The 22592-nt window shown below is 52.0% G+C and carries 20 protein-coding genes; 5 read left to right on the forward strand and 15 right to left on the reverse strand.

All coding sequences use genetic code 11. The annotated features are described in order from the left end of the window. Positions 1–17 precede the first annotated feature (17 nt). Positions 18–2885 (forward strand): intestinal colonization autotransporter adhesin MisL, encoded by a 2868-nt coding sequence (gene misL / locus ACH0VJ_RS13470; RefSeq protein ID WP_001143033.1) that lies wholly within the window; start codon positions 18–20, stop codon positions 2883–2885. Positions 2886–2979: 94 nt separating this feature from the next. On the opposite strand, the gene ACH0VJ_RS13475 is transcribed toward misL, so the two are convergent. Together ACH0VJ_RS13475 and ACH0VJ_RS13480 are read right to left on the reverse strand one after the other, a co-directional pair. After that, on the reverse strand, positions 2980–3444 hold the full coding sequence (locus ACH0VJ_RS13475) for a membrane protein (protein WP_001653911.1): 465 nt from the start codon (positions 3442–3444) through the stop codon (positions 2980–2982). Between the two features lie 10 nt (positions 3445–3454). Beyond that, on the reverse strand, positions 3455–4312 hold the full coding sequence (locus tag ACH0VJ_RS13480; RefSeq protein ID WP_001278062.1) for a transcriptional regulator: 858 nt from the start codon (positions 4310–4312) through the stop codon (positions 3455–3457). A gap of 783 nt (positions 4313–5095) precedes the next feature. Here ACH0VJ_RS13480 and ACH0VJ_RS13485 point away from each other — a divergent pair. After that, entirely contained in the window at positions 5096–5776 is a 681-nt protein-coding gene (locus tag ACH0VJ_RS13485) for an isochorismatase family protein (protein WP_000106461.1), read from the forward strand. A gap of 228 nt (positions 5777–6004) precedes the next feature. Here the strand turns inward: ACH0VJ_RS13485 and cigR are convergent, their stop codons facing one another. The 5 genes from cigR to ACH0VJ_RS13510 all read right to left on the reverse strand — a co-directional run bounded on the left by cigR (position 6005) and on the right by ACH0VJ_RS13510 (position 10440). Next, entirely contained in the window at positions 6005–6484 is a 480-nt protein-coding gene (gene cigR / locus ACH0VJ_RS13490) for an anti-virulence regulatory inner membrane protein CigR (protein ID WP_001065327.1), read from the reverse strand. Positions 6485–6585: 101 nt separating this feature from the next. Continuing rightward, a complete protein-coding gene (gene mgtU / locus ACH0VJ_RS13495) occupies positions 6586–6672 on the reverse strand; it encodes a magnesium transporter protection protein MgtU (RefSeq protein WP_252515021.1) in 87 nt (28 codons plus the stop codon). A gap of 12 nt (positions 6673–6684) precedes the next feature. Next, a complete protein-coding gene (mgtR, locus tag ACH0VJ_RS13500; protein WP_001082117.1) occupies positions 6685–6777 on the reverse strand; it encodes a protein MgtR in 93 nt (30 codons plus the stop codon). A gap of 21 nt (positions 6778–6798) precedes the next feature. Further along, positions 6799–9525, reverse strand: a complete 2727-nt coding sequence (gene mgtA, locus ACH0VJ_RS13505) for a magnesium-translocating P-type ATPase (protein WP_000131282.1) — start codon at positions 9523–9525, stop codon at positions 6799–6801. A 219-nt stretch (positions 9526–9744) separates the two neighbouring features. Beyond that, positions 9745–10440 carry an MgtC family protein gene (locus ACH0VJ_RS13510; RefSeq protein ID WP_000392695.1) on the reverse strand — a complete coding sequence of 232 codons (696 nt, stop codon included), beginning with the start codon at positions 10438–10440 and terminating at the stop codon, positions 9745–9747. Positions 10441–10948: 508 nt separating this feature from the next. Here ACH0VJ_RS13510 and ACH0VJ_RS13515 point away from each other — a divergent pair. Further along, positions 10949–11851, forward strand: a complete 903-nt coding sequence (locus ACH0VJ_RS13515; protein ID WP_001682335.1) for an EamA family transporter — start codon at positions 10949–10951, stop codon at positions 11849–11851. 42 nt (positions 11852–11893) lie between these two features. Here ACH0VJ_RS13515 and ACH0VJ_RS13520 read toward each other — a convergent pair whose 3' ends face one another. The 8 genes from ACH0VJ_RS13520 to dagR all read right to left on the reverse strand — a co-directional run bounded on the left by ACH0VJ_RS13520 (position 11894) and on the right by dagR (position 20604). Beyond that, positions 11894–12835, reverse strand: a complete 942-nt coding sequence (locus ACH0VJ_RS13520; RefSeq protein WP_000749540.1) for an Rpn family recombination-promoting nuclease/putative transposase — start codon at positions 12833–12835, stop codon at positions 11894–11896. Positions 12836–13070: 235 nt separating this feature from the next. Then, positions 13071–13814, reverse strand: a complete 744-nt coding sequence (locus ACH0VJ_RS13525; RefSeq protein ID WP_001186146.1) for a 2-dehydro-3-deoxy-phosphogluconate aldolase — start codon at positions 13812–13814, stop codon at positions 13071–13073. Continuing rightward, positions 13801–14910: a D-glucosaminate-6-phosphate ammonia lyase gene (gene dgaE / locus ACH0VJ_RS13530; protein WP_000188463.1), complete on the reverse strand. Its 1110-nt coding sequence runs from the start codon at positions 14908–14910 to the stop codon at positions 13801–13803. The genes ACH0VJ_RS13525 and dgaE overlap by 14 nt, the downstream gene beginning before the upstream one ends. Positions 14911–14913: 3 nt before the next feature. After that, complete coding sequence (locus ACH0VJ_RS13535; protein ID WP_001526325.1) at positions 14914–15774, reverse strand: PTS system mannose/fructose/sorbose family transporter subunit IID; 861 nt, start codon at positions 15772–15774, stop codon at positions 14914–14916. Then, on the reverse strand, positions 15771–16520 hold the full coding sequence (locus ACH0VJ_RS13540; RefSeq protein ID WP_000380259.1) for a PTS sugar transporter subunit IIC: 750 nt from the start codon (positions 16518–16520) through the stop codon (positions 15771–15773). Before ACH0VJ_RS13540 ends, ACH0VJ_RS13535 begins: the two co-directional genes overlap by 4 nt. A 145-nt stretch (positions 16521–16665) precedes the next feature. Next, positions 16666–17151, reverse strand: a complete 486-nt coding sequence (locus tag ACH0VJ_RS13545; RefSeq protein WP_001284295.1) for a PTS system mannose/fructose/N-acetylgalactosamine-transporter subunit IIB — start codon at positions 17149–17151, stop codon at positions 16666–16668. Between the two features lie 10 nt (positions 17152–17161). Then, on the reverse strand, positions 17162–17587 hold the full coding sequence (locus tag ACH0VJ_RS13550; RefSeq protein WP_000214106.1) for a PTS sugar transporter subunit IIA: 426 nt from the start codon (positions 17585–17587) through the stop codon (positions 17162–17164). 218 nt (positions 17588–17805) lie between these two features. After that, a complete protein-coding gene (gene dagR, locus ACH0VJ_RS13555; RefSeq protein ID WP_001252665.1) occupies positions 17806–20604 on the reverse strand; it encodes a transcriptional regulator DagR in 2799 nt (932 codons plus the stop codon). A gap of 196 nt (positions 20605–20800) precedes the next feature. Between dagR and ACH0VJ_RS13560 the strand changes: the two genes are divergently transcribed. Both ACH0VJ_RS13560 and ACH0VJ_RS13565 read left to right on the forward strand, forming a co-directional pair. Then, positions 20801–21094, forward strand: coding sequence for a YicS family protein (locus tag ACH0VJ_RS13560; protein ID WP_000824217.1), 294 nt, complete (start codon positions 20801–20803; stop codon positions 21092–21094). Positions 21095–21199: 105 nt separating this feature from the next. Continuing rightward, a complete protein-coding gene (locus ACH0VJ_RS13565) occupies positions 21200–22582 on the forward strand; it encodes a glycoside hydrolase family 1 protein (RefSeq protein ID WP_001270489.1) in 1383 nt (460 codons plus the stop codon). Positions 22583–22592: the final 10 nt, after the last annotated feature.

A 22592-nucleotide genomic window follows, 5' to 3' on the forward strand; every position in this document is an offset into this window, starting at 1 on the left:
ATAATGCAGGAGGCAGAATGCCAACTCCCCAAAATTACTCATTCATCGCCATAGCGGTATCAGCAGCATTAGCCTCTATGGTATTTCCCTCCCAGGCGGCCTGGGTTGACGTTGATAGTCTGCCATCCAGTGGGCTGGTCAGTCAGTTGCCGCCGGAATTACAGGCTATTATTCCCGCTCAGGCCAGTACCGGTTTCACCAAAGTCGGGACCATGCCCAACTACGTTTATCAGTGGAACACCGGCACCATCCCGGTTTATGGCAATGGCCTCACGCTTAATGGGCCGGGCGCGGAGGCGTTTGAACACACTGTCACGGTTATTCAAAACTGCGGGACGGGAAGTCCGGGCGTGATTTTTGGCAACGACCTGACCATTCGGACGCAGTCGGCGAATGCCGCGAATAATGGTAGAGACGTCGATGGCATCCGTACTCACGGCGCGAATACTCCGGATAACCCGGTATTTATTATTACCGGTGACCGTACCCGCATCTACGTGGATGGTCAGGATGGTGACGGTATTAACGCCGGATATAACTCACTGGGCCAGGGTTGGACCGGATCGGCCAATATTTACGTCGGCGACGATCTGTATATCAAAACGACCGGTAGCCAGGGACGTGGCATTACAGCCAACGCCATGCGGGATGCGTCACGTGCCAAAAATACGATTGTCGTCGGCAATCGTGCGCATATTGTTACTACCGGCGACAGTTCGGAGGGGCTGCGTACCGGACAAAGCGGTTCGTTGATTCGTCTGGGTGACGATGCAACTATCGAAACATCCGGCGCATCCTCAACGGGGATTTACGCAGCATCCTCCTCCAGAACCGAGCTTGGCAACAACGCTACTATTACGGTGAACGGTGCCAGCGCACACGCGGTATATGCAACTAACGCTACCGTTAATTTGGGAGAGAATGCCACTATTAGCGTTAACAGCGCCAGTAAGGCTGCATCCTATAGTAAAGCCCCTGCCGGTTTATACGCCCTCTCCCGAGGCGCCATTAATCTGGCAGGCGGTGCGGCTATTACTATGGCGGGCGATAACAGTAGCGAAAGTTACGCCATCAGCACGGAGACTGGCGGCATTGTTGACGGTTCTTCAGGAGGTCGTTTCGTCATCGACGGTGATATTCGTGCTGCTGGCGCCACCGCTGCCAGCGGTACGCTACCGCAGCAGAACAGTACGATTAAGCTCAATATGACGGACAACTCGCGATGGGACGGGGCGTCGTACATCACCAGCGCTACGGCGGGCACAGGCGTTATCTCTGTACAAATGAGCGATGCGACCTGGAATATGACCAGCAGCTCAACGCTCACTGACCTGACGCTGAATAGTGGCGCAACCATTAACTTCAGCCATGAAGATGGCGAACCATGGCAAACGCTCACCATCAATGAAGATTATGTAGGCAACGGCGGTAAGCTGGTCTTTAATACTGTGCTCAACGATGATGATTCCGAAACGGACAGGCTGCAGGTTCTCGGCAATACTTCAGGCAACACATTTGTTGCAGTAAATAATATTGGAGGAGCCGGGGCGCAAACCATTGAAGGTATTGAAATTGTTAACGTTGCTGGCAATTCCAACGGTACTTTCGAAAAAGCAAGCCGTATTGTTGCCGGAGCCTATGACTACAACGTGGTGCAGAAAGGTAAAAACTGGTATCTGACCAGCTACATTGAGCCGGACGAACCGATTATTCCTGATCCAGTAGACCCTGTTATCCCTGACCCTGTCGTTCCCGATCCGGTGGACCCTGATCCAGTAGACCCGGTTATCCCTGACCCTGTGATTCCCGATCCGGTGGACCCTGATCCAGTAGACCCTGAGCCAGTAGACCCGGTCATCCCTGATCCGACAATTCCTGACATAGGGCAATCTGACACACCGCCGATAACAGAACATCAGTTCCGTCCGGAAGTGGGCAGCTATCTTGCCAACAACTATGCGGCAAATACGCTGTTCATGACGCGTCTCCATGACCGTCTGGGTGAAACCCAGTACACCGACATGCTGACGGGTGAGAAGAAGGTCACCAGCCTGTGGATGCGTAACGTCGGCGCCCATACTCGCTTCAACGATGGCAGCGGGCAGCTAAAAACCCGCATCAACAGCTATGTGTTACAACTGGGAGGCGATCTGGCACAGTGGAGCACTGACGGTCTTGACCGTTGGCATATTGGTGCAATGGCAGGTTATGCCAACAGCCAGAACCGCACGCTGTCGTCCGTGAGTGACTATCATTCCCGTGGTCAAGTCACCGGTTACAGCGTCGGCCTTTACGGCACCTGGTATGCTAACAATATCGATCGGTCTGGGGCTTATGTGGATACCTGGATGCTGTACAACTGGTTTGATAACAAGGTCATGGGTCAGGATCAGGCCGCTGAGAAATATAAATCCAAAGGAATTACCGCCTCGGTTGAAGCCGGTTACAGCTTCAGGTTAGGTGAAAGCGCGCATCAAAGCTACTGGTTGCAGCCCAAAGCGCAGGTGGTATGGATGGGCGTGCAGGCTGACGACAATCGCGAAGCCAATGGTACCCTCGTCAAGGATGATACCGCCGGTAATCTGCTAACCCGCATGGGCGTAAAAGCCTATATTAACGGCCACAATGCTATTGATAACGATAAATCTCGAGAGTTCCAGCCATTCGTGGAAGCGAACTGGATCCATAATACGCAGCCTGCCAGCGTGAAGATGGACGATGTCAGCAGCGATATGCGTGGTACGAAGAATATTGGAGAACTGAAAGTGGGTATTGAAGGACAAGTTACCCCGCGCCTGAACGTATGGGGTAACGTGGCGCAACAGGTGGGTGACACAGGTTATAGTGATACCCAAGGAATGCTGGGGATGAAATACAGTTTCTGATTCAGGTAACAACAGAGCCGCTGATCTTCAGCGGCTTTTACCCGGAAACGCTTTCATTTGGCTGATAGGTTTCATGAACGGCTCCCAAAAAAGCTTAATGCGTACAGAAAAATATCGGGCGTTTCCCGATGGTGAACATAAAGCCACGATGGCCCTGAGTCAGGATGGTGTAACTGATACTTTTCCCTGGATAGACATAAAAATCGGGTAAAACCGTCTCGATAACCGCATCGGACAGTGTTTCGTCACGCGTGACTTTGTTGATATCCGTCGATATAAAATGGGTGCTGTCTTTATTTTCACTCCATACATAGGAAACATCACGGCGGATCACGCCGCTCATTTTATTATCGACGTAATATGTTCCGCTGATGGAAACCACCCCAGTGCGTTTTTTCAGCGAATACATAAAATCCAGCGTCAGGTTAGCCTGAGTGTTGTTATAAAACACAATCACAGGCGCCGTACATTTCTCTGGATCCCGGTTCTTTTCCGTATACAAATGAAAAAGATGTCCAAGCCCTACACCCAGACACAGTAGCGTCAGGCAGGCTAACATCAGTGCCTTTTTACCCATGTGTCACCCCGCGGAAAAAAAGCGTCACGCAGCCTGTATCACCGCGCGTTTTATAAGGTTGCTGACAAATCAATGCCGTAACCGCTGGGGTGCGACTGCTGGAAGGGAAATAGACCCATGGGTATTTCTGACAATCCATACCGGTTTTTAGAATCATTGACTTATAGCTTGCAAAGCGGCTGCCGCTTTCGATATCTTCATTCCGCGAGAAAAAATGACAGCCCTGAGTTGTTTCAACCAGCGTGTAGCGATCGTAAAAATCCTTATCGGGAACGGTTTGCCAGCTTATAGTGCCAAGCAAAATACCGACAGCAAATGTCCCGGTCATCCAAAGTACAGGTACATAATGTTTAAACCAACGCCCTGACATACGCGGTGGCGTCTCACCCTTTTTTTCTATTGCCTGAGCGAAGTCTTTGCGGATGGTCATGAGGCTCACACCTGGCTCAATCTGAAAGCCTCTACGCGGAACCGTGATTATCAGCGTATCTTCATTTTCGCCAACGGTACGTAATCCGCGGCGAATAATGGAGATATTCTGATAAAGCGTATTTGCCGACACCACCATGCCGTCTTCTTCCCACACTTTTTGAAAGAATGTTTGTTGTGAGACGACGGAGGGGGCGTTTTCCAGCAGAAGGCGCAAGCAGCGGCTGGCGGGCGTTGTCAGAATAATGTTGAGATCTGGCCTCGATAATGAAGCCAGGCGATTCATTTCTGGATTAAATTCAATATTATCGTTAATTATCCATAACATCGCATTGTTACCATGCCAAAACATAACGTAGTTGGAGAGGGTTAATAGACACCACTGAGTATAGTCTGATGCTGTGGCTGCGTAGCAGGACATGGATTGTCCCCTGCACATACCGATCATATAGAAGAGCGAGAGGCATAAGACATTAACAGGTAAGCGTAGACACCGCTTTTCTCATTATAGCAGACTCAGGGGTGAAAGTACGTTTGGTTTTCTTGTTCGTTAAGTCTCCTGTTTTGTATTGAGGTGAGAATATCACCTTTAATCAAGTGGCCAAATTTACTGTGCCACTACGCTTTAATATCTTATATATAAATCATGAGAAAAAATATCCTGATAATCTACCCCACATGAAAGACAAGGTTTTATTCAATGTGTTCCTATAATGGCTTGTAATATCCCAAAAAGCAGCACTCGTTATATAGGGATAGTTTCCAATTTATTAAGAGTTACAGTAGCCATACTTAATAAAAGCACGCTTCCCACTTAATATTTAAGCTGTGCTTTATGTTATTTAAATATAAATAAGTTAATCCTTAACCAACATATTTCAAATTTATACCAAATAATTTTAAAACTATCTATCAGAAACAATTTGTAGGGGCATAGTTTGTTTTTTCAATCAATAATCCTCTCTGACATGTAAAATAGAAACATTTATTCATAATATGAATATTGTTGTGATAACAAATTCGCGTGAAAGTAAATCGACTGAAGGTGATGCCGATGAATATTCCTTCAGAAAGAACTCAACAGGTTAATCCAGAATCGGCAACGGATTACTGTCATCAGCTTAAAAACGGAAATCGCCCCGGCGATTAATGACTTTAACACTGATAGTGACTATCAGTGAAAGGCAACAACAAGGAATGAATTATGTCTACACCCGCGAATTTTAACGGTCAACGCCCTGCCATTGATGCTAACGACGCAGTAATGCTGCTGATTGATCACCAAAGTGGCCTGTTTCAGACCGTCGGCGACATGCCGATGCCGGAATTACGCGCGCGCGCCGCGGCGCTGGCTAAGATCGCCACCTTATGCAATATGCCGGTCATTACTACCGCATCCGTACCACAGGGACCGAATGGTCCGCTGATTCCGGAAATCCATGCGAATGCGCCCCACGCGCAATATGTCGCGCGTAAAGGGGAAATTAATGCCTGGGATAATGCCGATTTTGTACAAGCGGTAAAAGCGACAGGCCGTAAAACGCTGATCATCGCTGGCACTATTACCAGTGTCTGTATGGCTTTTCCAGCCATCAGCGCCGTCGCGGAAGGGTACAAGGTATTTGCGGTAATTGATGCCTCCGGTACGTACAGTAAAATGGCACAGGAAATTACGATGGCCCGCGTGGTGCAGGCGGGCGTAGTACCAATGGATACCGCGGCGGTAGCCTCTGAGCTGCAACGTACCTGGAATAGGGAAGATGCCGCAGAATGGGCGGATGTATATACCAAAATATTCCCGGCCTATCAGCTACTGATTGAAAGTTATACCAAAGCGCAGGAAGTAGTAAAAAATAATGAACTGCTGGATTCTCAACGCGCATAAATAACGCCCTGAAGCGGCTAAATAGCCCCATTTAATGGGGCTATTTTACTTGCCATTTTGGTCCTGGGCAGTGCTCGCCAAAACGCATTAGCGTTTTGAACGCCGCTTGCGGCGGCCCGAAGGGCGAGCGTAGCGAGTCAAACCTCACGTACTACGTGTACGCTCCAGTTTTTGCGCGCTGTCCGTGTCCAAACTGGCTGCGCCAATAACGCCTGGTGGGATAGGCTCTTAATCAAATACGCCATTAATAATCGCCGTGACCACCGCGGTACTGAGCGCGATCAGCACCAGATTATCCCCAACGATTTTCCACTCATAGCCCGGATAATAAGGTAATTGTCCCAGCATAGACGCCGGCACCGTTTTTTTAGCGATTCCCGGCGGCAGCGGTTTTCCTCTCGCCAGATTTTTCGCAATCCCCGGTGGTAAAGACTGATAACCCGTCAGCCCTAAATTTACTGCCAGTTGCCTGGCGACAGCGTAGCTAATGTCCGACTCGACGTGATCCGGTTTACCGCCATTTTTACGGTGTTCCGTTCTTTGCCCGGCATTTCCTTTATGCCCGTTACCGTTATTACCTTGATTAGCCGCGTTATTACTATGTCCGCCGCCATTGCCATTTCCCGGATTCGCCAGCACAGGCGTAGCGCTCAGGGAAAACGTAATCAACGTCGCCAGGACGGCGGTTAAACCACGACGATTGTTCATGATATTGCCCTTCTGATGTGGGATACCATGAAAATAGCGCCCCGCCATAAAAAGAACAACTACATCGATTCTTATTTTAAGCGGGGCTCGCCAACAGCAGCTTATCGTATCCAGATAGTCAGTAAAATCAGGATGATTGCTATCAGGACAACCTGATAAAAAATTTTGTCCAACCCTCTTTTTTGCATGGCGTCACCTCGTTAGAAAACGATTTGCCAGAGGGCTAAACACAACACCAACAGGCTAATCAGTAAAAATATCAGCGCGATGATTTTATCGGGTGAGCGATTCATCTGGGCGATCCTCAAACATCATTAAAACCACTGGCCAAAGCGTTTGATATAAAAGCGCTTCATGCCTTGCGCCACCAGACAGTAGCTCAATAGTGTCGCCACCAACCACGGGAAGTAGCTCAGTGGCAGCGGCTCCAGTCCAACCATCGCGCCCAGAGGTGAGAATGGAATATAAATGCCTATCGCCATAATCAAGCCGGTCGTCAATAATACCGGCAACGTCGCCCGACTTTGGATAAACGGTATTTTCTGCGTCCTTAGCATATGCACGACCAGTGTCTGCGAGAGCAGACCCTCAATAAACCAGCCGGACTGAAAGAGCGCCTGCGCCTCTACGTTATTAGCTGCAAAGACGTACCACATCAACGCAAAGGTTGTGATATCGAAAATAGAAGACGTTGGGCCAATCCATAGCATAAAACGGCCAATATTTTTCGCGTCCCATTTCCGCGGCTTACGCAGGAACTCTTTATCCATTTTGTCCCACGGCAACGACAACTGCGAAATGTCGTACATCAAATTCTGGATCAACAGATGAATCGCCAGCATCGGCAGAAATGGAATAAACGCGCTGGCTACCAGTACCGAAAAAACATTGCCGAAATTAGAGCTGGCGGTCATATTCAGATATTTAATGATATTGCCAAAGGTTTCCCGCCCTTTGATAACGCCTTCCTCAAGCACCATGAGATCTTTTTCCAGCAGAATAATATCTGATGACTCTTTAGCAATATCGGCGGCGCTATCGACGGAAATTCCCACATCCGCATCACGAAGCGCGGGCGCGTCGTTGATCCCATCTCCAAGAAAACCAACGGTATGACCATTTTTCTGTAGCGCTTGCAAAATACGCGTTTTTTGTAACGGCGTCAGCCGGGCGAATACTGCGCGTTTCTCCACCTCAGGCGCCAGTTCGGCATCTGACATCGCCTCAACCTGGGTTCCGGTCAGGATATCGTGCGTATCAATACCCACTTCCAGACAGATACGCGCCGTCACAACCGGATTATCGCCGGTGAGGACTTTGACCGCCACGCCGTTATCCCGCAACGCGGCAATAGCTTTTCCGGCGCTCTCTTTCGGCGGATCGAGAAAAGTGAGCATCCCTTCGATGGTAAGTTCGGTCTCATCCTCCACACTTAATGTCGGATTGTTCCCGAAACCATCCAGCTTACGTGTCGCTATCAGCAATACACGGAATCCCTGAGCATTGTAATCTTCGGTTTTCGCCAGCAGCAGCTCGCGGCGTGTTTCCGTCAGCGCCACCACACGATCGCCTTCGCGAAGATGGGTGGCTACCATCATCATCTCTTCAACGGCGCCTTTGCAGATCAGGCATCTGTCTCCATGCTGCGCATCCTCCACCAGGACCGATACCCGGCGACGTACAAAGTCGAATGGCAGTTCATCGCGTTTAATGAAGCGCGCTTTTGTCGATGGTGCGATTCGACCCTCGCCAAAACGCAGTATGGCGCGATCCATCACATTCCGGGCGCCGCTCTGGCTGCTACTATTCAGCCAGGCCAGCATCAATACCCGGCCGCTTTTTACACCGCTCACATCCAGATGATGCTCCAGAAAAATATTGTCCTGGGTTAAGGTGCCGGTTTTATCTGTACACAGCACATCCATCGCGCCGAAGTTTTGAATAGCGTTCAGGCGTTTGACGATCACTTTGCGCCGCGACATCGCAATCGCGCCTTTTGCCAGGTTGGAACTGACAATCATGGGCAACATTTCCGGCGTCAACCCCACCGCAACTGCCAGCGCGAACAGCGAAGCCTCTACCCAGTCTCCCTTACTGAAACCATTGATCAGCAGGACAACCGGCACCATGATCAGCATAAAGCGTATCAACAGCCAGCTCACGCTGTTGACTCCGCGATCGAAAGCCGTCTGGGTACGCGTACCCACAATGGATTTCGCCAGCGAGCCGAACCAGGTACGGCTTCCCGTCGCGACCACGACCGCTTGCGCTCTGCCGCTGGTTACATTGGTTCCCATCAGACAGATATTGCCCAAATCTAGCAGGCTTTTATCTTTATCAGGCAATTGCTCGCTGTCTTTACCTGCCACATCAGCCATAACATCGTATTTTTCTACGGGTAATGATTCACCACTAAGAATTGACTGACTGATAAAGAGATCGCGCGACGCCAGCAGTCGAACGTCGGCGGGCACCAGATCGCCTGCGGCCAGAAAAACCACATCGCCCGGCACCAGTTCTTCAATGGGAATATCTTCCTGCACCGCGCCTATATTGCCCGGCCCACGACGCAACACCGTGGCGGTGGTGCGAACCATCTTTTTCAGCGCCTGTGCTGCTCTGTTAGTGCGAAACTCCTGCCAGAAACGCAATAACCCGCTCAAACTGACCATCGTCAGAATAATCAGCACGCCAGTGAGATCGGTCTCTTCGCCACGGCGTAACGGGAGCCAGTAATCCGTGATGAAACTAACCCCTGCCAATGCCATCAGAACGTAAATAAACGGGTTATTGAATGCCTGCAGAAGCTGAATCAGCGCCGGAGGAACTTGCTCATGCGCCACTTCATTGCGCCCATACACTTTCAACCGTTCGCTGGCCTCTTCTATCGTGAGGCCCTGACGATGGCTGTTCAGCCGCGCCAGTGTCTCCTCCGGGCTATGAAAAGCTTCCGCTTCGATCGGAAATACTTTTTTATGCTGCTTATCATTTTCTGACGCCGGGCGATTGAGTTTCCGGTTTTCAATGTTCATGTCAGTCATGATGAATCCCCAAAATTAAGGTGTAGTGTTTCCTGCATATCACGCCCGGGGAATAGCAAACTCACGATTTCAAGGTGAATGCCCCGGGAGAATTATCTATGCATAAAAAAGGTTATTGCTTACTCACTATTTTGAGTGGGTTTTATTTTATCGACTCGGGAATATCCATCATTCCCTCCTTATACGCCTGGCGTAATGTTGCAATTGAATAAAAAACTATTATTGACTATCAATGCTCCAGTGAATTGCGGTGATATTATCGTTATCACCTATTCTGGATATAATCAGTTCTCGCGTTTTACGATAATCAGCATGACCCACGAGCTCGGCACGAATTTCTTTATAGCCCTGTTCCTGAGCAGGGACCGAACCTAACCCTTGTAAACAGATCGCGGCCTCTTTTACGATATTCAGTAACCACTGACGAACCTCGCTTTCATCTTCTTTATTACAGGTTACTTTCAGGATATAACGTTTTTCTCCCTCAGCGGATATTGGGAGTTGATTTATACGCTGCGCCGCTTCACGCAATAAAATATTGGCGCAAAGAATAATGATCGTCGCCGCCAGCGCATTTTTGAACTGCCCTAAGCCGCATAACACGCCGATGCCCGCCGAACACCATAGCGTTGCCGCAGTGTTCAGCCCGCGCACATTCATCCCTTCGCGCATGATGACGCCCGCCCCCAGAAAGCCAATCCCAGAGACAATCTGCGCCGCAATTCGCCCGGGGCTGTCTGGCGATGTCGTCATGGAGCTCAGAATAAAAACGGCGGCGCCTGTCGCCACCAGCGCATTAGTGCGTAATCCCGCCATACGTTGACGCCATTGTCTTTCCGCGCCAATCAGCGCGCCCAACAGCATAGCGGCCAGTAAATTTAAAATATAAGGAAACATTAACATACGTTCCTCCATTTTTTCTGGAAGAATAAGTACGTGCTATATTTAGCACACGACAAATTTCTGCCCTGAGGCAATTAGCGTCGTGTTAACGGCGGAGGAAATAAAGCGTGTTTAAACATGAACATGACGATTACCTCGCGACAATGCGCGTGTTGTAACATTATTGGGATGACAATCGTCACAAGGGGAGATTGCTGCCCACCGGTTCGGCAAGCAGCGCAGGAATAGCGTGCGTTAACTTGCCAGATGATTTACGTAAAAGTGACTGTCCAACATATTACTCCTGCATGAATTTGCGCTTATTATAGTCAGCCAATATGTTCCGTAAAGTGCAAAGGCGGGTTTAGTGACGTTCTGTTTAAGTTTGTTTGATATTTTTTCTTATGACAAAAAAATGACAATATTATGTCGATAACAAGCTCGTCTGAAATCATTAAACAATAAATTCCTGCTTAATACCGGCGATAGCTCTGTTATGATGCCTGCACGTAAAAAAATAAAACAACATGACGAGGAAAAAATGGGTTCCACCAGAAAAGGGATGCTAAACGTCCTGATTGCCGCCGTATTGTGGGGGAGTTCAGGCGTTTGCGCGCAGTACATCATGGAGCAAAGCCGTATGTCGTCACAGTTCCTGACGATGATACGTTTGTTATTCGCCGGGCTGATACTGGTGACCTTCTCCTTTATGCACGGCGATAAGATATTTTCAATTCTTAAAAACCGCAAAGATGCCCTGAGTCTGCTGATTTTCTCCGTGGTGGGCGCGCTCACCGTTCAGCTAACCTTCCTGCTCACGATTGAAAAATCCAATGCCGCCACCGCGACAGTGCTGCAATTTTTATCGCCGACCATTATTGTAGCGTGGTTTGCATTAGCGCGAAGAACACGACCAGGCATTCTGGTCTTAACCGCCATTCTTACATCGCTTATCGGCACCTTTTTACTGGTGACTCACGGCAATCCAACATCGCTGTCGATCTCTTCAGCCGCGCTGTTCTGGGGTATCGCCTCCGCATTTGCCGCCGCCTTTTATACGACCTGGCCTTCCAGGCTAATCGCCCAATACGGCACACTGCCAGTGGTCGGCTGGAGTATGTCCTTTGGCGGCCTTATTCTGCTGCCCTTCTACGCTAAAGAAGGAACGCACTTTGCGGTGAGCGGCAGCCTGATTCTGGCCTTTTTCTACCTGGTGGTGATCGGTACATCGCTGACGTTCAGCCTGTATTTGAAAGGCGCGCAACTGATTGGTGGCCCCAAAGCCAGCATTTTAAGCTGCGCGGAACCGTTAAGCAGCGCCCTGCTGTCGCTACTGCTGTTGGGGATTAGTTTTACCTTGCCGGACTGGCTGGGCACGCTGCTCATTCTCTCGTCAGTGATTCTGATCTCCCTCGATTCCCGTCGACGCGCGCGGGCCGCTTAACGCCGTTGATAATCACGATGACCGGGCGGAAGAGGGAAAAGTTTAATGGCGCTTTGCCTTAATCTCTTCGTCAGAAAGCCCGGTAATCATCAGCACCATCTCTCGCTCGATCCCCTGTTCCAGCATCGTATGCGCAATACGCAAGGCTTCCTCCTGCTTACCTTGATGTATACCTTGCTGTATGCCTTGTTGCACGCCTTCACGCTTACCTTTTCTGCGCCCCGATTCACGTATTCTGTCTACGATCGTCATTAATCTCTCCTTGTGTTGGGGAACACGGCGCGCCACCTCGCGGATAAACTTGCCAAAACGAGGCGTGCTGCCATGCTGTATTAGCAAATAATTAAACAGCGCTTTTAGCTGACTGTCATTAGCGTTTCCCGTAATCAGAAGTACCGCTAAGCGCTCGACCAATCCCATCAGGTCGCGTTGACGTATATGCTTTTGTACCAGTTCCAGCATCGCGATACGTCGATGCTGCATAATCTCGTTATCCGGCACCACCGTAATGTCTACCAGTGGAAATGCCGTCGCATAAAGCTGACGCGCCAGCGCAGGATCGTCAAACTCATCCAGCCAGCAAAGCGAAAAGGGATACGGGCTTTTCGCGCCATGGTAAAACAGCATGGGAATCACCAGCGGTAACGTTTTATGGCCAGCATCCAGATGGCGCTGCATCGCGGCAGTGGCGTAACGCATTAACCGGAACGCCATATGCGCGTCCGGCGTACTCTGATGCTCTATAACGACATAGATATAACCGTCGCCTTCACACGTTTTTAGCGACCAAAGGACATCGGAATAAAACGCGCGTAAATTTTTCTCGATAAAACTGTCCGGCGCCAGTTTCAACGTCGTCAGATCGCAACGTATTCTTAGCGAATGGGGAAGATGAATATTGAGAAAATCCCGCGCGGTATCCGGATGGCGTAAAAACGTTTTGAATACCGCATCATGAGGCGTGGACGTGGGGCTTTTTTTCATGGCGATCCGTCACCTGAGGAATAAGATGACGCCACTGTACTCGCCAAAAATACAGACAGCATTCAGGAAAATTTACCCCTGCGAGGAGGCTCGAAAGGGAATCACTGACGGCTGCAATACGTACATTTTTGCCCAGCCTGCTACGCATTATCGCCCGATAGCGTAACGCTAACCGGGCCTACAAATACACGTCATCTGTAGGCCAGGTAAACGCAGCGCTCTTCGGCGATAAATCTCACACCAGCGCTTTGACTATCTCCATCAACCGAATGATGTCTTCGGGGCGCGTATTGCCGGTTTGCGGATCGATAATCGAGCTGTAAACATGCGGCATGACGCGCGGCACGCCTGCTTCCAGGCAGGTTTGCAGGATAATACCGAAATTATCCAGTGAGATACCGCCGGTCGGCTCGATAAGCGTCATGCCGTGGCGGGCAGCGGTTGTCGCCAGCGCATATAATTCCGGTAACGACTTTTCGCCGCCCATCGGGAAAAACTTCGCCGCATGTGCGCCCATATCCTGCATCATGCGTACCGCCGCTTCACAGGAAACGCGGGCTGGCGTTCCCTGGCTGCTGCTGACGCCGGTAGAAATCACCACCTCGCCAGGCGTTCCCGTCGGGCTGACCAGGGCGTTGATATGCGTTTGCTCGCCGCCCGTCGCCGCCAGCGCGCCCGCCGCGAAGCCGCTGCCGGTAAAGGTCTGGTTGACATGGGCCGGGTGAGTATGGGCGGCAATCATCGCCGCTTTGTAGTACTGCGCCGGGTCGCCTGCGCCCAGACCCACTGAGATAGACGGCACCTCCGCCATCCAGCGTTTCACCTCCGGCACGCCCTCTTCTACCGTAGCGAACTGCGCGGAAAGTACGCCAATGACCGCATGGCCTTCGGCGGCTTCATAGATAGCCTTCGCGTTGGCGATATCCTTTGCCAGCACGTTAATCGCTACCCGCTGACGATAAAAATTAATCTGCTGCATGTTCTGCAATCTCCCTGAGTCGCGCCACAATCAATGCCATTTCCCCTTCGGCTACCGTGCGTGGATCGAGGCTAAAAACCCCCTGATGAAGCTGATATTTGCGGGCGTAAATCGCTATCTCGCCGCCGCGCAGCTGCGCTTCGACGTCCTGCGCGTTCAGCCCCAATTCAGATGCGTTCACCCGCACACGAATACGCCAGATTGCACGCCCGGCCTCATCCTGTTCGATATCGGCATAAAGTCCATGGATGGCGGAAATCGCTTCCGCGACCGGCTGTAACTGTGCTGCGGTCACGGTCGTCTGGCCCTGGTGGTAATTCTCCAGCGCATACACCAGCCCAACCATGTTTTCCTTGCCGATTTTCATTGCTCTGGCAATCCCCTGGTGCTGCGCTTTGCAGGCGGCAATCCACGTTTTCCTACCAGTGATAAAGCCGGAGGTTGGCGCATTAAAGGCTTTCGCGCCGCTATAGATAACCATATCCGCGCCGCTCGCCACCCAGCCGCGCAAATCCTCTTCCGCCGCGGCATCGACAATCAACGGCAGGTGGTTGGCCTGCGCCACCTGTACAAAATCGTCAATGCTCAACATGCCTTTCTGTACGCAATGGTGTGATTTCACATACAGTAGCGCGGCGGTCTTTTCGTTAATGGCGCTTTCCAGTTGCCAGCGGGTCGCCAGATTGCTCGACCCCACTTCCACTATGCGCCCGCCGCCAAGACGAATGGCGCTGGTGACTGGCGCGCCGTAGTCCACATTATGCCCGCGCAGCATCACTACCTCATTGGCCATACCGCTACTGTCCGGCATCAGGGCGACGCGCGCCCGATCGCCGTGGGTGATAGCGGCAGCGACGGCAATGGCAATACCCGCCGAGGCGCACGAGGTGATATAGCTATCTTCAGCACCCGTATAGCGCGATACCAGTTCGCCGGTTTTTTCCACCAGCGCGTCAATCTCGACGAAAGCGGAAGCCGCGCGCGCGGTGGCCTGCATGACCTCCGGCGCGACGCTTGAGACGCCCAGAATGGTCATTTTGCCGCAGGCGTTAATGACCTTTTTCAACCCCAGTTGTTGATAGATATTCGGCGTCATGATTTACAGCACTCCCAACAACGAACAGACTATGCTCAGTGCGACAATCGACAGCAAAATGGTGGTGTAGCGCGGCCCTTTTTTTACCAGATAGAAGTAGATGGCGAATACCGCCGCCAGTGGCAGTAAGCCCGGCGCGATAGAGTCGAGGATCTGCTGAACCACCACTTCAGATCCTTTCAAGGCGCTAATTTTTAACGGCGTGGTGATTTTGACGTAGCTGGCGGAAAGCGCGCCCATCATGATCAAACCCAGCACGTTGGCCCCGTAGATCAGTTCTTTGATTCGCCCCCCTTGCAGCAGGCCGATAATCGAATCACGCCCCAGCGTATATCCCTTGTGGACCATACCGTAGCTGATCGCCAGGGTGATCGCCGGGTAGAGAATCAGCGGGATAATACCGCCCATCGCGCTGCCATTTGCCGCGAACGGAATAAAGATCGCTATCAACAGCGGCATCACCGCCGCCCAGATAATCGAGTCGCCCATCCCGGCAAGCGGCCCCATCAGGCCCGTTTTAATGCCGGTGATAGACGAGTCGTTAATCGGCTCGCCGCGCGTTTTTTGTTCTTCCATGGCAATAGAGATGCCCTGAATCACCGCGCCGAAGGTCTGCTCGGAGTTAAAGAAGTTAAGGTGGCGTTTTAGCGCTTCTACCTGCTCCTCTTTTTGTGGGTAAAGTTTTTTGATGATCGGCGTCATCGAGGCGCAGAAAATCAGGCTTTGTAAGCGCTCATAGGAGCTGGAAACCTCGGCGCCCAGCCAGTAGATAAACCAGGCTTTGGTGATATCTGCTTTGGTCAGCGCCCCGCTTTCCCGCGCGCGCTCAACCAGTTCATGTTGCATTACGTCACTGCTCATCATGCTGCTCCTTCATTTTTCGCCAGGCCTTTAATCAGGAAGGCGACACAGGTGCCGAAGATGGCCATCGCCATGATGTCGACCTTGAGGTACAACACCGCGAAGAACCCGCCGATAAACCACGGCAACAGGCTCTTTTTACCGATCACCATAATGGTGATGGCAAAGCCCAGCGCCGGCAGAATGCCGCCCATGATTTCAAAGGAGTGGGTTAACCAGTGCGGCATCAGTTTAAGGAAACTTTCCACCACATCCTGGCCAAAGTAGTTAGCGGCAAAAACCACCGGGAAGCGCAGCACCAGCCCCAGCAATGCCGGGTAAAGAAAGGCGCAACGCATGATGCCCGCCATGTTTGCCGTTTCCGCGTGTTTATCCGCCATATGCACCCAGGCAGCATTCAGCGTGCGCCTAAGCTGATCGAGAAACACGCCAATCACGCCAAACGGGATTGCCAGCGCGATCGCCAGGTTTGGGTCCATACCGGCCTTCACCGCGATAGGAATGGAGATACAGGCCGCCAGCGCCGGGTCCGACGGCACGTTGCCGCCCGGCGTTGAGGTCACGCCCAAATAAACGAGCTGCATCCCTGCGCCGATGATCATCGCAGTCTGCATATTGCCAAGCAAAAGCCCGACAAATACCGCGATCACCACCGGTTGTAACAGCATCGCGGAGAAGGTGTAGCCGAGGCGTAAACGGGCAAACCAGTAATACAACCCCATCAGGCTTGCAAAGAGTAAGGTATCCATAGTGTTATCCTATACACTTCATCCTTCAGGCTGCCTCTTTGTTGGCTGCCTTCGCTCACCCCAGTCACTTACTTTAGTAAGCTCCAGGGGATTCACTCAGTTGCCGCCTTGATGCATCCAGAATGATTTTGTGTCTATTAAAGGGTTAGAATTTTTTCAGGATATCGTCGAGCGGCTGCGGCTTATCTTCCGGAATGGTCTGGAAAAATACCTGAACGCCACGGTTTTTCAGGTCGTTAAGAATGCCGACGTCTTTTTCATCCAGCGTAATATTCTGAAAAACCGCCTTGCGGTTTGGCCCGCCGCCGAGACCGCCAACCTGAATGCGGGTGACGTCAAAGCCCAGTTGTATGGCGTCCTGCACCGCCGCCAGTGACGGAAAAAGCACCAGCACGTTACCGTCGCCAAGCTGATTTTCTTTCCATGCAGCGGCAAAACTCTGGTTGCCGAAGCAATCCACTTTGATATTTGGCGGCGCCGCCATCAGGTAGATATTTTTCATAAACGGATCGGCGTCCAGTTCATCACTCACAACGGCTATCCGGTTCGCCTGAGATTGTCCGACCCACTTCGTGACAACCTGTCCATGAATGAGACGGCTGTCGATGCGGCATAAAACGATATTGGCCATGATGTTTTCCTTAGAGTGATTGTTGTAGCTGACGTACATGGGCGACCACATCCAGGCAGCTACTGCGCCCGGCCTCAACTAACTCGTCCACGCAGGCGGTTAGCATCCCTTGTTCGCGCCTGTCCAGCGCCTCCAGCAGTAGCGACGCATTCAGTCCGGCAATCACCGCCACCGGATAATCGGCGCTTAGCCGCGCCGCGACGTTGGACGTTGTGCCGCCGACAAAATCCGTCAGGATCAGCGAGCCTTCCGGCAGCGTTTTCACCACGGCCTCGACGCGTTGATAAAACTCGCCCAGCGTATCGACAGGCATTAGCGCGATTTCCGTCACGCCTTTAATTTCGCCCGTGACCATACGCAGGCTGTTGCAAAGCGGTTGTCCCCAGCCGCCATGCGTCAGCAGCAGGATGTGGGGCAACGGTTGTGTGGTAGTCAAAATGGCCTCCTGGCGCAATTACATGAGGACACCGGCATATATTGCCCGGTGGCACTGCGCTTACCGGGCCTACAGGACACTCCCGGTAGGCCGGATAAGGCGTTTACGCCGCTATCCGGCATAACGCATCATCAGAAGAGCAAAGGTTGTGCCAGAATTTGTGTCACGCGAGGAAGAAGAAAGGTCTGGCGAGGCGCGAAGCCCCGCCAGTAAAAGGATTAACTATAGAGCAGTTCGTAGATATAAAAATATTCCGCATCCGATAAACGGATGGCGTAGGCGTCTTCGATCGGCAGAAAAGCGGATTTGATGACACTAAACGCGCGCGCGTCCAGATTCGGCTGACTTTCCAACGCCATCTGTAACGGTTTTCGGTTAATCACAATACGCTCTACCATACAGCAGCAGTGGATCAGGAAGCGCAGTGTCACCTGGCGGCTTGGTTTCAGGGAAAGCGAAGACGTCAGATGGTTAAAAACGCCCTCCATCTCTTTCAGAATACGCTGCGGGTTAAGCACGGAAATATGGTTGATGATACTCTCCATCGTTAGCGCGCTGATAAAGCGCATGGCGCTGCGCTCCATCTCCAGACGGCGTTCAGCGTTGGACAGATCGGGCGTTAACAGGCTCAACACCAGTTCCGGCCCTTGTTCGGAGAAAAGCTCTTCCAGCGAAATAAACGGAATATCCGGCAGCCCCGGCTGGAAAGTGCCGACAATCCCCGCCAGCCGCTCGCTGGCATTCAATGCCTGCTGAACGCGCTCCAGACTTCGTACCTCGTTATAATCAAGGATCACCATCCTGGTGTCCTGCGACATCAGTTCGCCAAAGCTCTCCTCCAGCACCTTTTTGATTTTTTCCGCCGTTCCCATGCCAGTAATACAGGAGATGACCAGCACTTTGCCGCCGTTCTCCTGCTGCGGCGTACAAAGCTGGCAGGGGATATTTTTACTCTGCAGGAGCGCCGTCAACTGTGGTAAGTCGCTGGTTTCATAGCTTAAATCCAGCCCGACTTCCAGCAGACTGGTCAGCGTGATGTTCGGCATGAGCAAAACATCTATCTGGAATAACTTACTGATCGTACTGCCGAAATGGATCAATGAGCCGATGTCCACCAACAGGATAAGCCGCCGATATTGGCGGGTTTGAATCATTTGGGTCAGCGTTTCCAGCGTGTCATGCACCGACTGTTCAAACGGCATGTCGATGGCGCTGAACAACTCGCGCTCCAGCACGCGGTTGACATATTGCGCCTGACTGGTGGCGGTGGTCGCGCCGTGGGCGATTAAAATAACCCCGCAGTCGGGGCTGGCATCGATGCGCTGACGATAATGGCGGCACTCTTTCAGGAACAGGCATAGCCAGACCACTTCCGTCGCCGGACACTGAATATGCAGCAGTTCGTTGATTTTCCGACACAGCAGCGTGGCGTTGTCATATTCGTCTTTGCAGCGATCCAGGATCAAACTGGAAGAGTAAAGCTGCGGGATCAGGCCGCGCTGCACGTAGCCTATCAGCGCCAGGAAGTGTTTACGCAGTGGGTTAACCAGATTTTCCGGCAGCGAAAAGCCCAACACCTGCTCTACGCAGCCAATCAGCAGCGTCACGCGCTCTTCAATCTGGTCGCCATAGCGCGGCGGATGCGCCACGCTGTCGCGGCTGTAGAGACCGTATTCAAAAATCGAGCTGAGTTTATTTTTCAGGATCGCCAGCGTCTCCGCCGGGGGGACGTTACTGTTGCGCAAATTAACATATTCGCGCGTCAGGAAGCTGTAAAAGAGGTCGCTCTCTTCAATTTCCGCCCCGGTCGCCAGCGACGTCTTCAATGCGGGCAGCGTGCGCGCGTCTATATTTAGCCGCGCTTTACCCTCAAACAGAGTATCCACCAATAGACGCTGTTCCGGCGTCGGGTTAATCGACATCTCCGCCAGCCGCTTATCCAGCTGTAGCGTGTCGTTATGCTCGGTCATTCCCGATGCCCACGCCTGAGCGCAGAGAAACTGAATATCGCTTTTTAGCTGACCGATATTGCCTTCAAGGGGTTTATTCAGCAACCAGAGCAACAACGGTTTATCAATGCTGACCGTGCGTTCTATTTTGCGGCTTTCCCGTTGTAAGAACCCCACGATCAGTTCGATCTGTTCTTCAACGGAGCGCTGGCGAATACCCGGCAAATCAATGCATACCTGAATACGCCGCTGGAAAGTACGTAACAGCGCCGACCCGACCGGCTCGGTAGTGGCGCAAATCAGGCGTACCGAAATTGATCGCGGCTGGCTGCTCACGCCGAGCGGACGGTACTCGCCTTTATCCAGAATAGAGAACAGCTTTTCCTGCCCTTCATAAGACAGACGGTGCACCTCGTCCAGCAGCAGATAACCACCGTCCGCCTGCTCCACGAGGCCTGTTTTATGTTCATTCGCGCCGGTAAACGCCCCCTGCCGATGACCAAACAGATGCGAGGAGAGCAGTTCCGGGTTATGGGCGTATTCCGCGCAGTTAAAGTAGACCAGCGGCGGGATAGCGCCGCTCGCCTGTTCACAGGCGAAACGGTGCATCAGTTCCGCAAAAAAGGTTTTACCGACGCCGGACGGCCCGGTAAGCAGAACGTGTAAACCGTGCGGATAGAGCACCGCCGCACGGCCTTTTTCTACCGCATCGCGCAGGCTGCGATCGTAACCAATCAGGCTGGTAAACGGATCGTCGGGCGCGTAATGCTCTTCATGCGGCAGCACATCCGCCACCGACCGCACCTCGCGTTCAGACTCTTCCAGCTGTCGTCCCAGCAACGTTTCCAGCGCCTGGCGATGCAGAAAATAGACCGGGCGGCCACGGCTTTTGATTGCCAGGCCGTCATTCCATAACTGATTGAGATCTTTGCTGACGGAGTTACGCGCCAGCCCAAGATTGAAACCTATCGCCTCCGCCGTAAACGCCGTCTCCTGCGCCAAATCGGCAAGACATAGCCCGCGCGTCAGCCGTTCCAGCTCTCCCAGTACGATCTCAATACGTCTCATTACACTACCGCTTACGAAATAAAAGAGTAGTCAGAACATACACTATTCTGCCACGCAAGAAAGTGAAGGCGCAGCGAGAAACCGCCTTCCCACTTTTGCCTGACTTCAACGCCAACGGATAGCACGCCCCGATGAGTGAACGTCGCACGGTCTACACTTACTCTTGAAAAAGTGCAAACCGATAAGGATACCGTTTATGAAACGAAAAACGCTTCTGCTTATTGCCACACTTGTCGCGCTACCGGGCGTCACGTATGCCGACTCTCCGTTTAGCTCACTCCAGTCGGCGCATGAAAAAAATACGATTTTAAAGGATTTGCGCAAAATGTGTACGCCCAAAGGCGCGCTAACCGATGAAGCCTGGGAGAAAAAAATCATGGCGAGCGAGGGGAACCAGCAGCATATTCGGGAGGCGATGATCGCGATAGAGCGCAACAATCAGCATAACTACTGGCAGGCTCTCGGCAAGGTGGAATGCCCGGAGATGTAGCACAGCTTTTCCGCTTTTTGGTCGCGAAAATGCGGACTGTAACCGGTTTCTGTTCGCTAAAAGCGCGTATTCTGGAGCGAATTTACGCGATCAAGGAGTACGACAATGCGATACCGTTTTCCCGATAACTTCTGGTGGGGCAGCGCCTGCTCAGCGTTGCAAACCGAAGGGGATAGTCTGAATGGCGGTAAAAGCCAGACCACGTGGGATGTGTGGTTCGAGCGCCAGCCGGGTCGTTTTCACCAGGGCGTCGGTCCAGCGGAAACCTCAACGTTCTATCGCCACTGGAAGCAAGACATCGCGCTACTGAAACAGTTAAAACATAACAGTTTTCGCACCTCGCTAAGCTGGGCGCGGCTCATTCCAGACGGCGTAGGCGAGGTGAATCCACAAGCGGTGAGCTTCTACAATCACGTCATCGACGAGCTACTGGCGCAGGGCATCACGCCGTTTATTACGCTGTTCCATTTTGATATGCCGATGGTCATGCAGGAGAAAGGCGGCTGGGAAAATCGCGACGTCGTAGAGGCGTTTGGTCGGTACGCGCAAACGTGTTTTACCTTGTTTGGCGACCGCGTGAAGCACTGGTTTACCTTTAACGAGCCGATTGTGCCGGTGGAAGGCGGCTATTTGTACGACTTCCACTATCCCAATGTGGTGGATTTTAAACGGGCGGCCACCGTGGCGTACCATACCGTGCTGGCGCACTCGACCGCCGTGCGCGCCTGGCGCGCCGGGCGCTACGACGGTGAAATCGGCATAGTACTGAATCTGACGCCGTCCTACCCACGCTCGCAGCATCCCGCCGATGTGCAAGCCGCGCACCATGCGGATCTGTTATTCAACCGCAGTTTTCTTGACCCGGTATTAAAGGGAGAATACCCGGCGGACTTGGTGGCGCTGCTGAAAACCTATGACCAGTTGCCTGCCTGTCAGCCAGGCGACCGTCAGCTTATTGCCGACGGCAAAATCGATTTACTGGGGATTAACTATTATCAGCCGCGCCGCGTGAAATGCCGTGATACGGCGGTGAATCCGCAAGCGCCGTTTATGCCGGAGTGGTTATTTGACTATTACGACATGCCGGGGCGCAAGATGAACCCTTACCGCGGCTGGGAAATTTACGCGCCAGGAATTTACGACATCATCACCAACCTGCGGGATAATTACGGCAATCCGCGCTGTTTTATCTCCGAAAACGGGATGGGCGTTGAGAACGAGCAGCGTTTTGTGCAAGCGGGACAGATTCACGATGATTACCGGATTGACTTTATTTCTGAGCATCTTAAATGGCTGCATAAAGGCATTAGCGAGGGCTGTCACTGTCTTGGCTACCACATGTGGACCTTTATCGATAACTGGTCATGGCTGAACGGCTATAAAAATCGCTATGGTTTTGTACAACTGGATTTAGCCACCCAAACGCGCACGGTGAAAAAAAGCGGAGAATGGTTTGCCGCCACCGCAGAGCATAACGGTTTTGATTAAGCATTTATTA

It is taken from the genome of Salmonella sp. 2020_1459 (genome assembly GCF_043847915.1).
Taxonomy (GTDB): Bacteria; Pseudomonadota; Gammaproteobacteria; order Enterobacterales; family Enterobacteriaceae; genus Salmonella; species Salmonella enterica.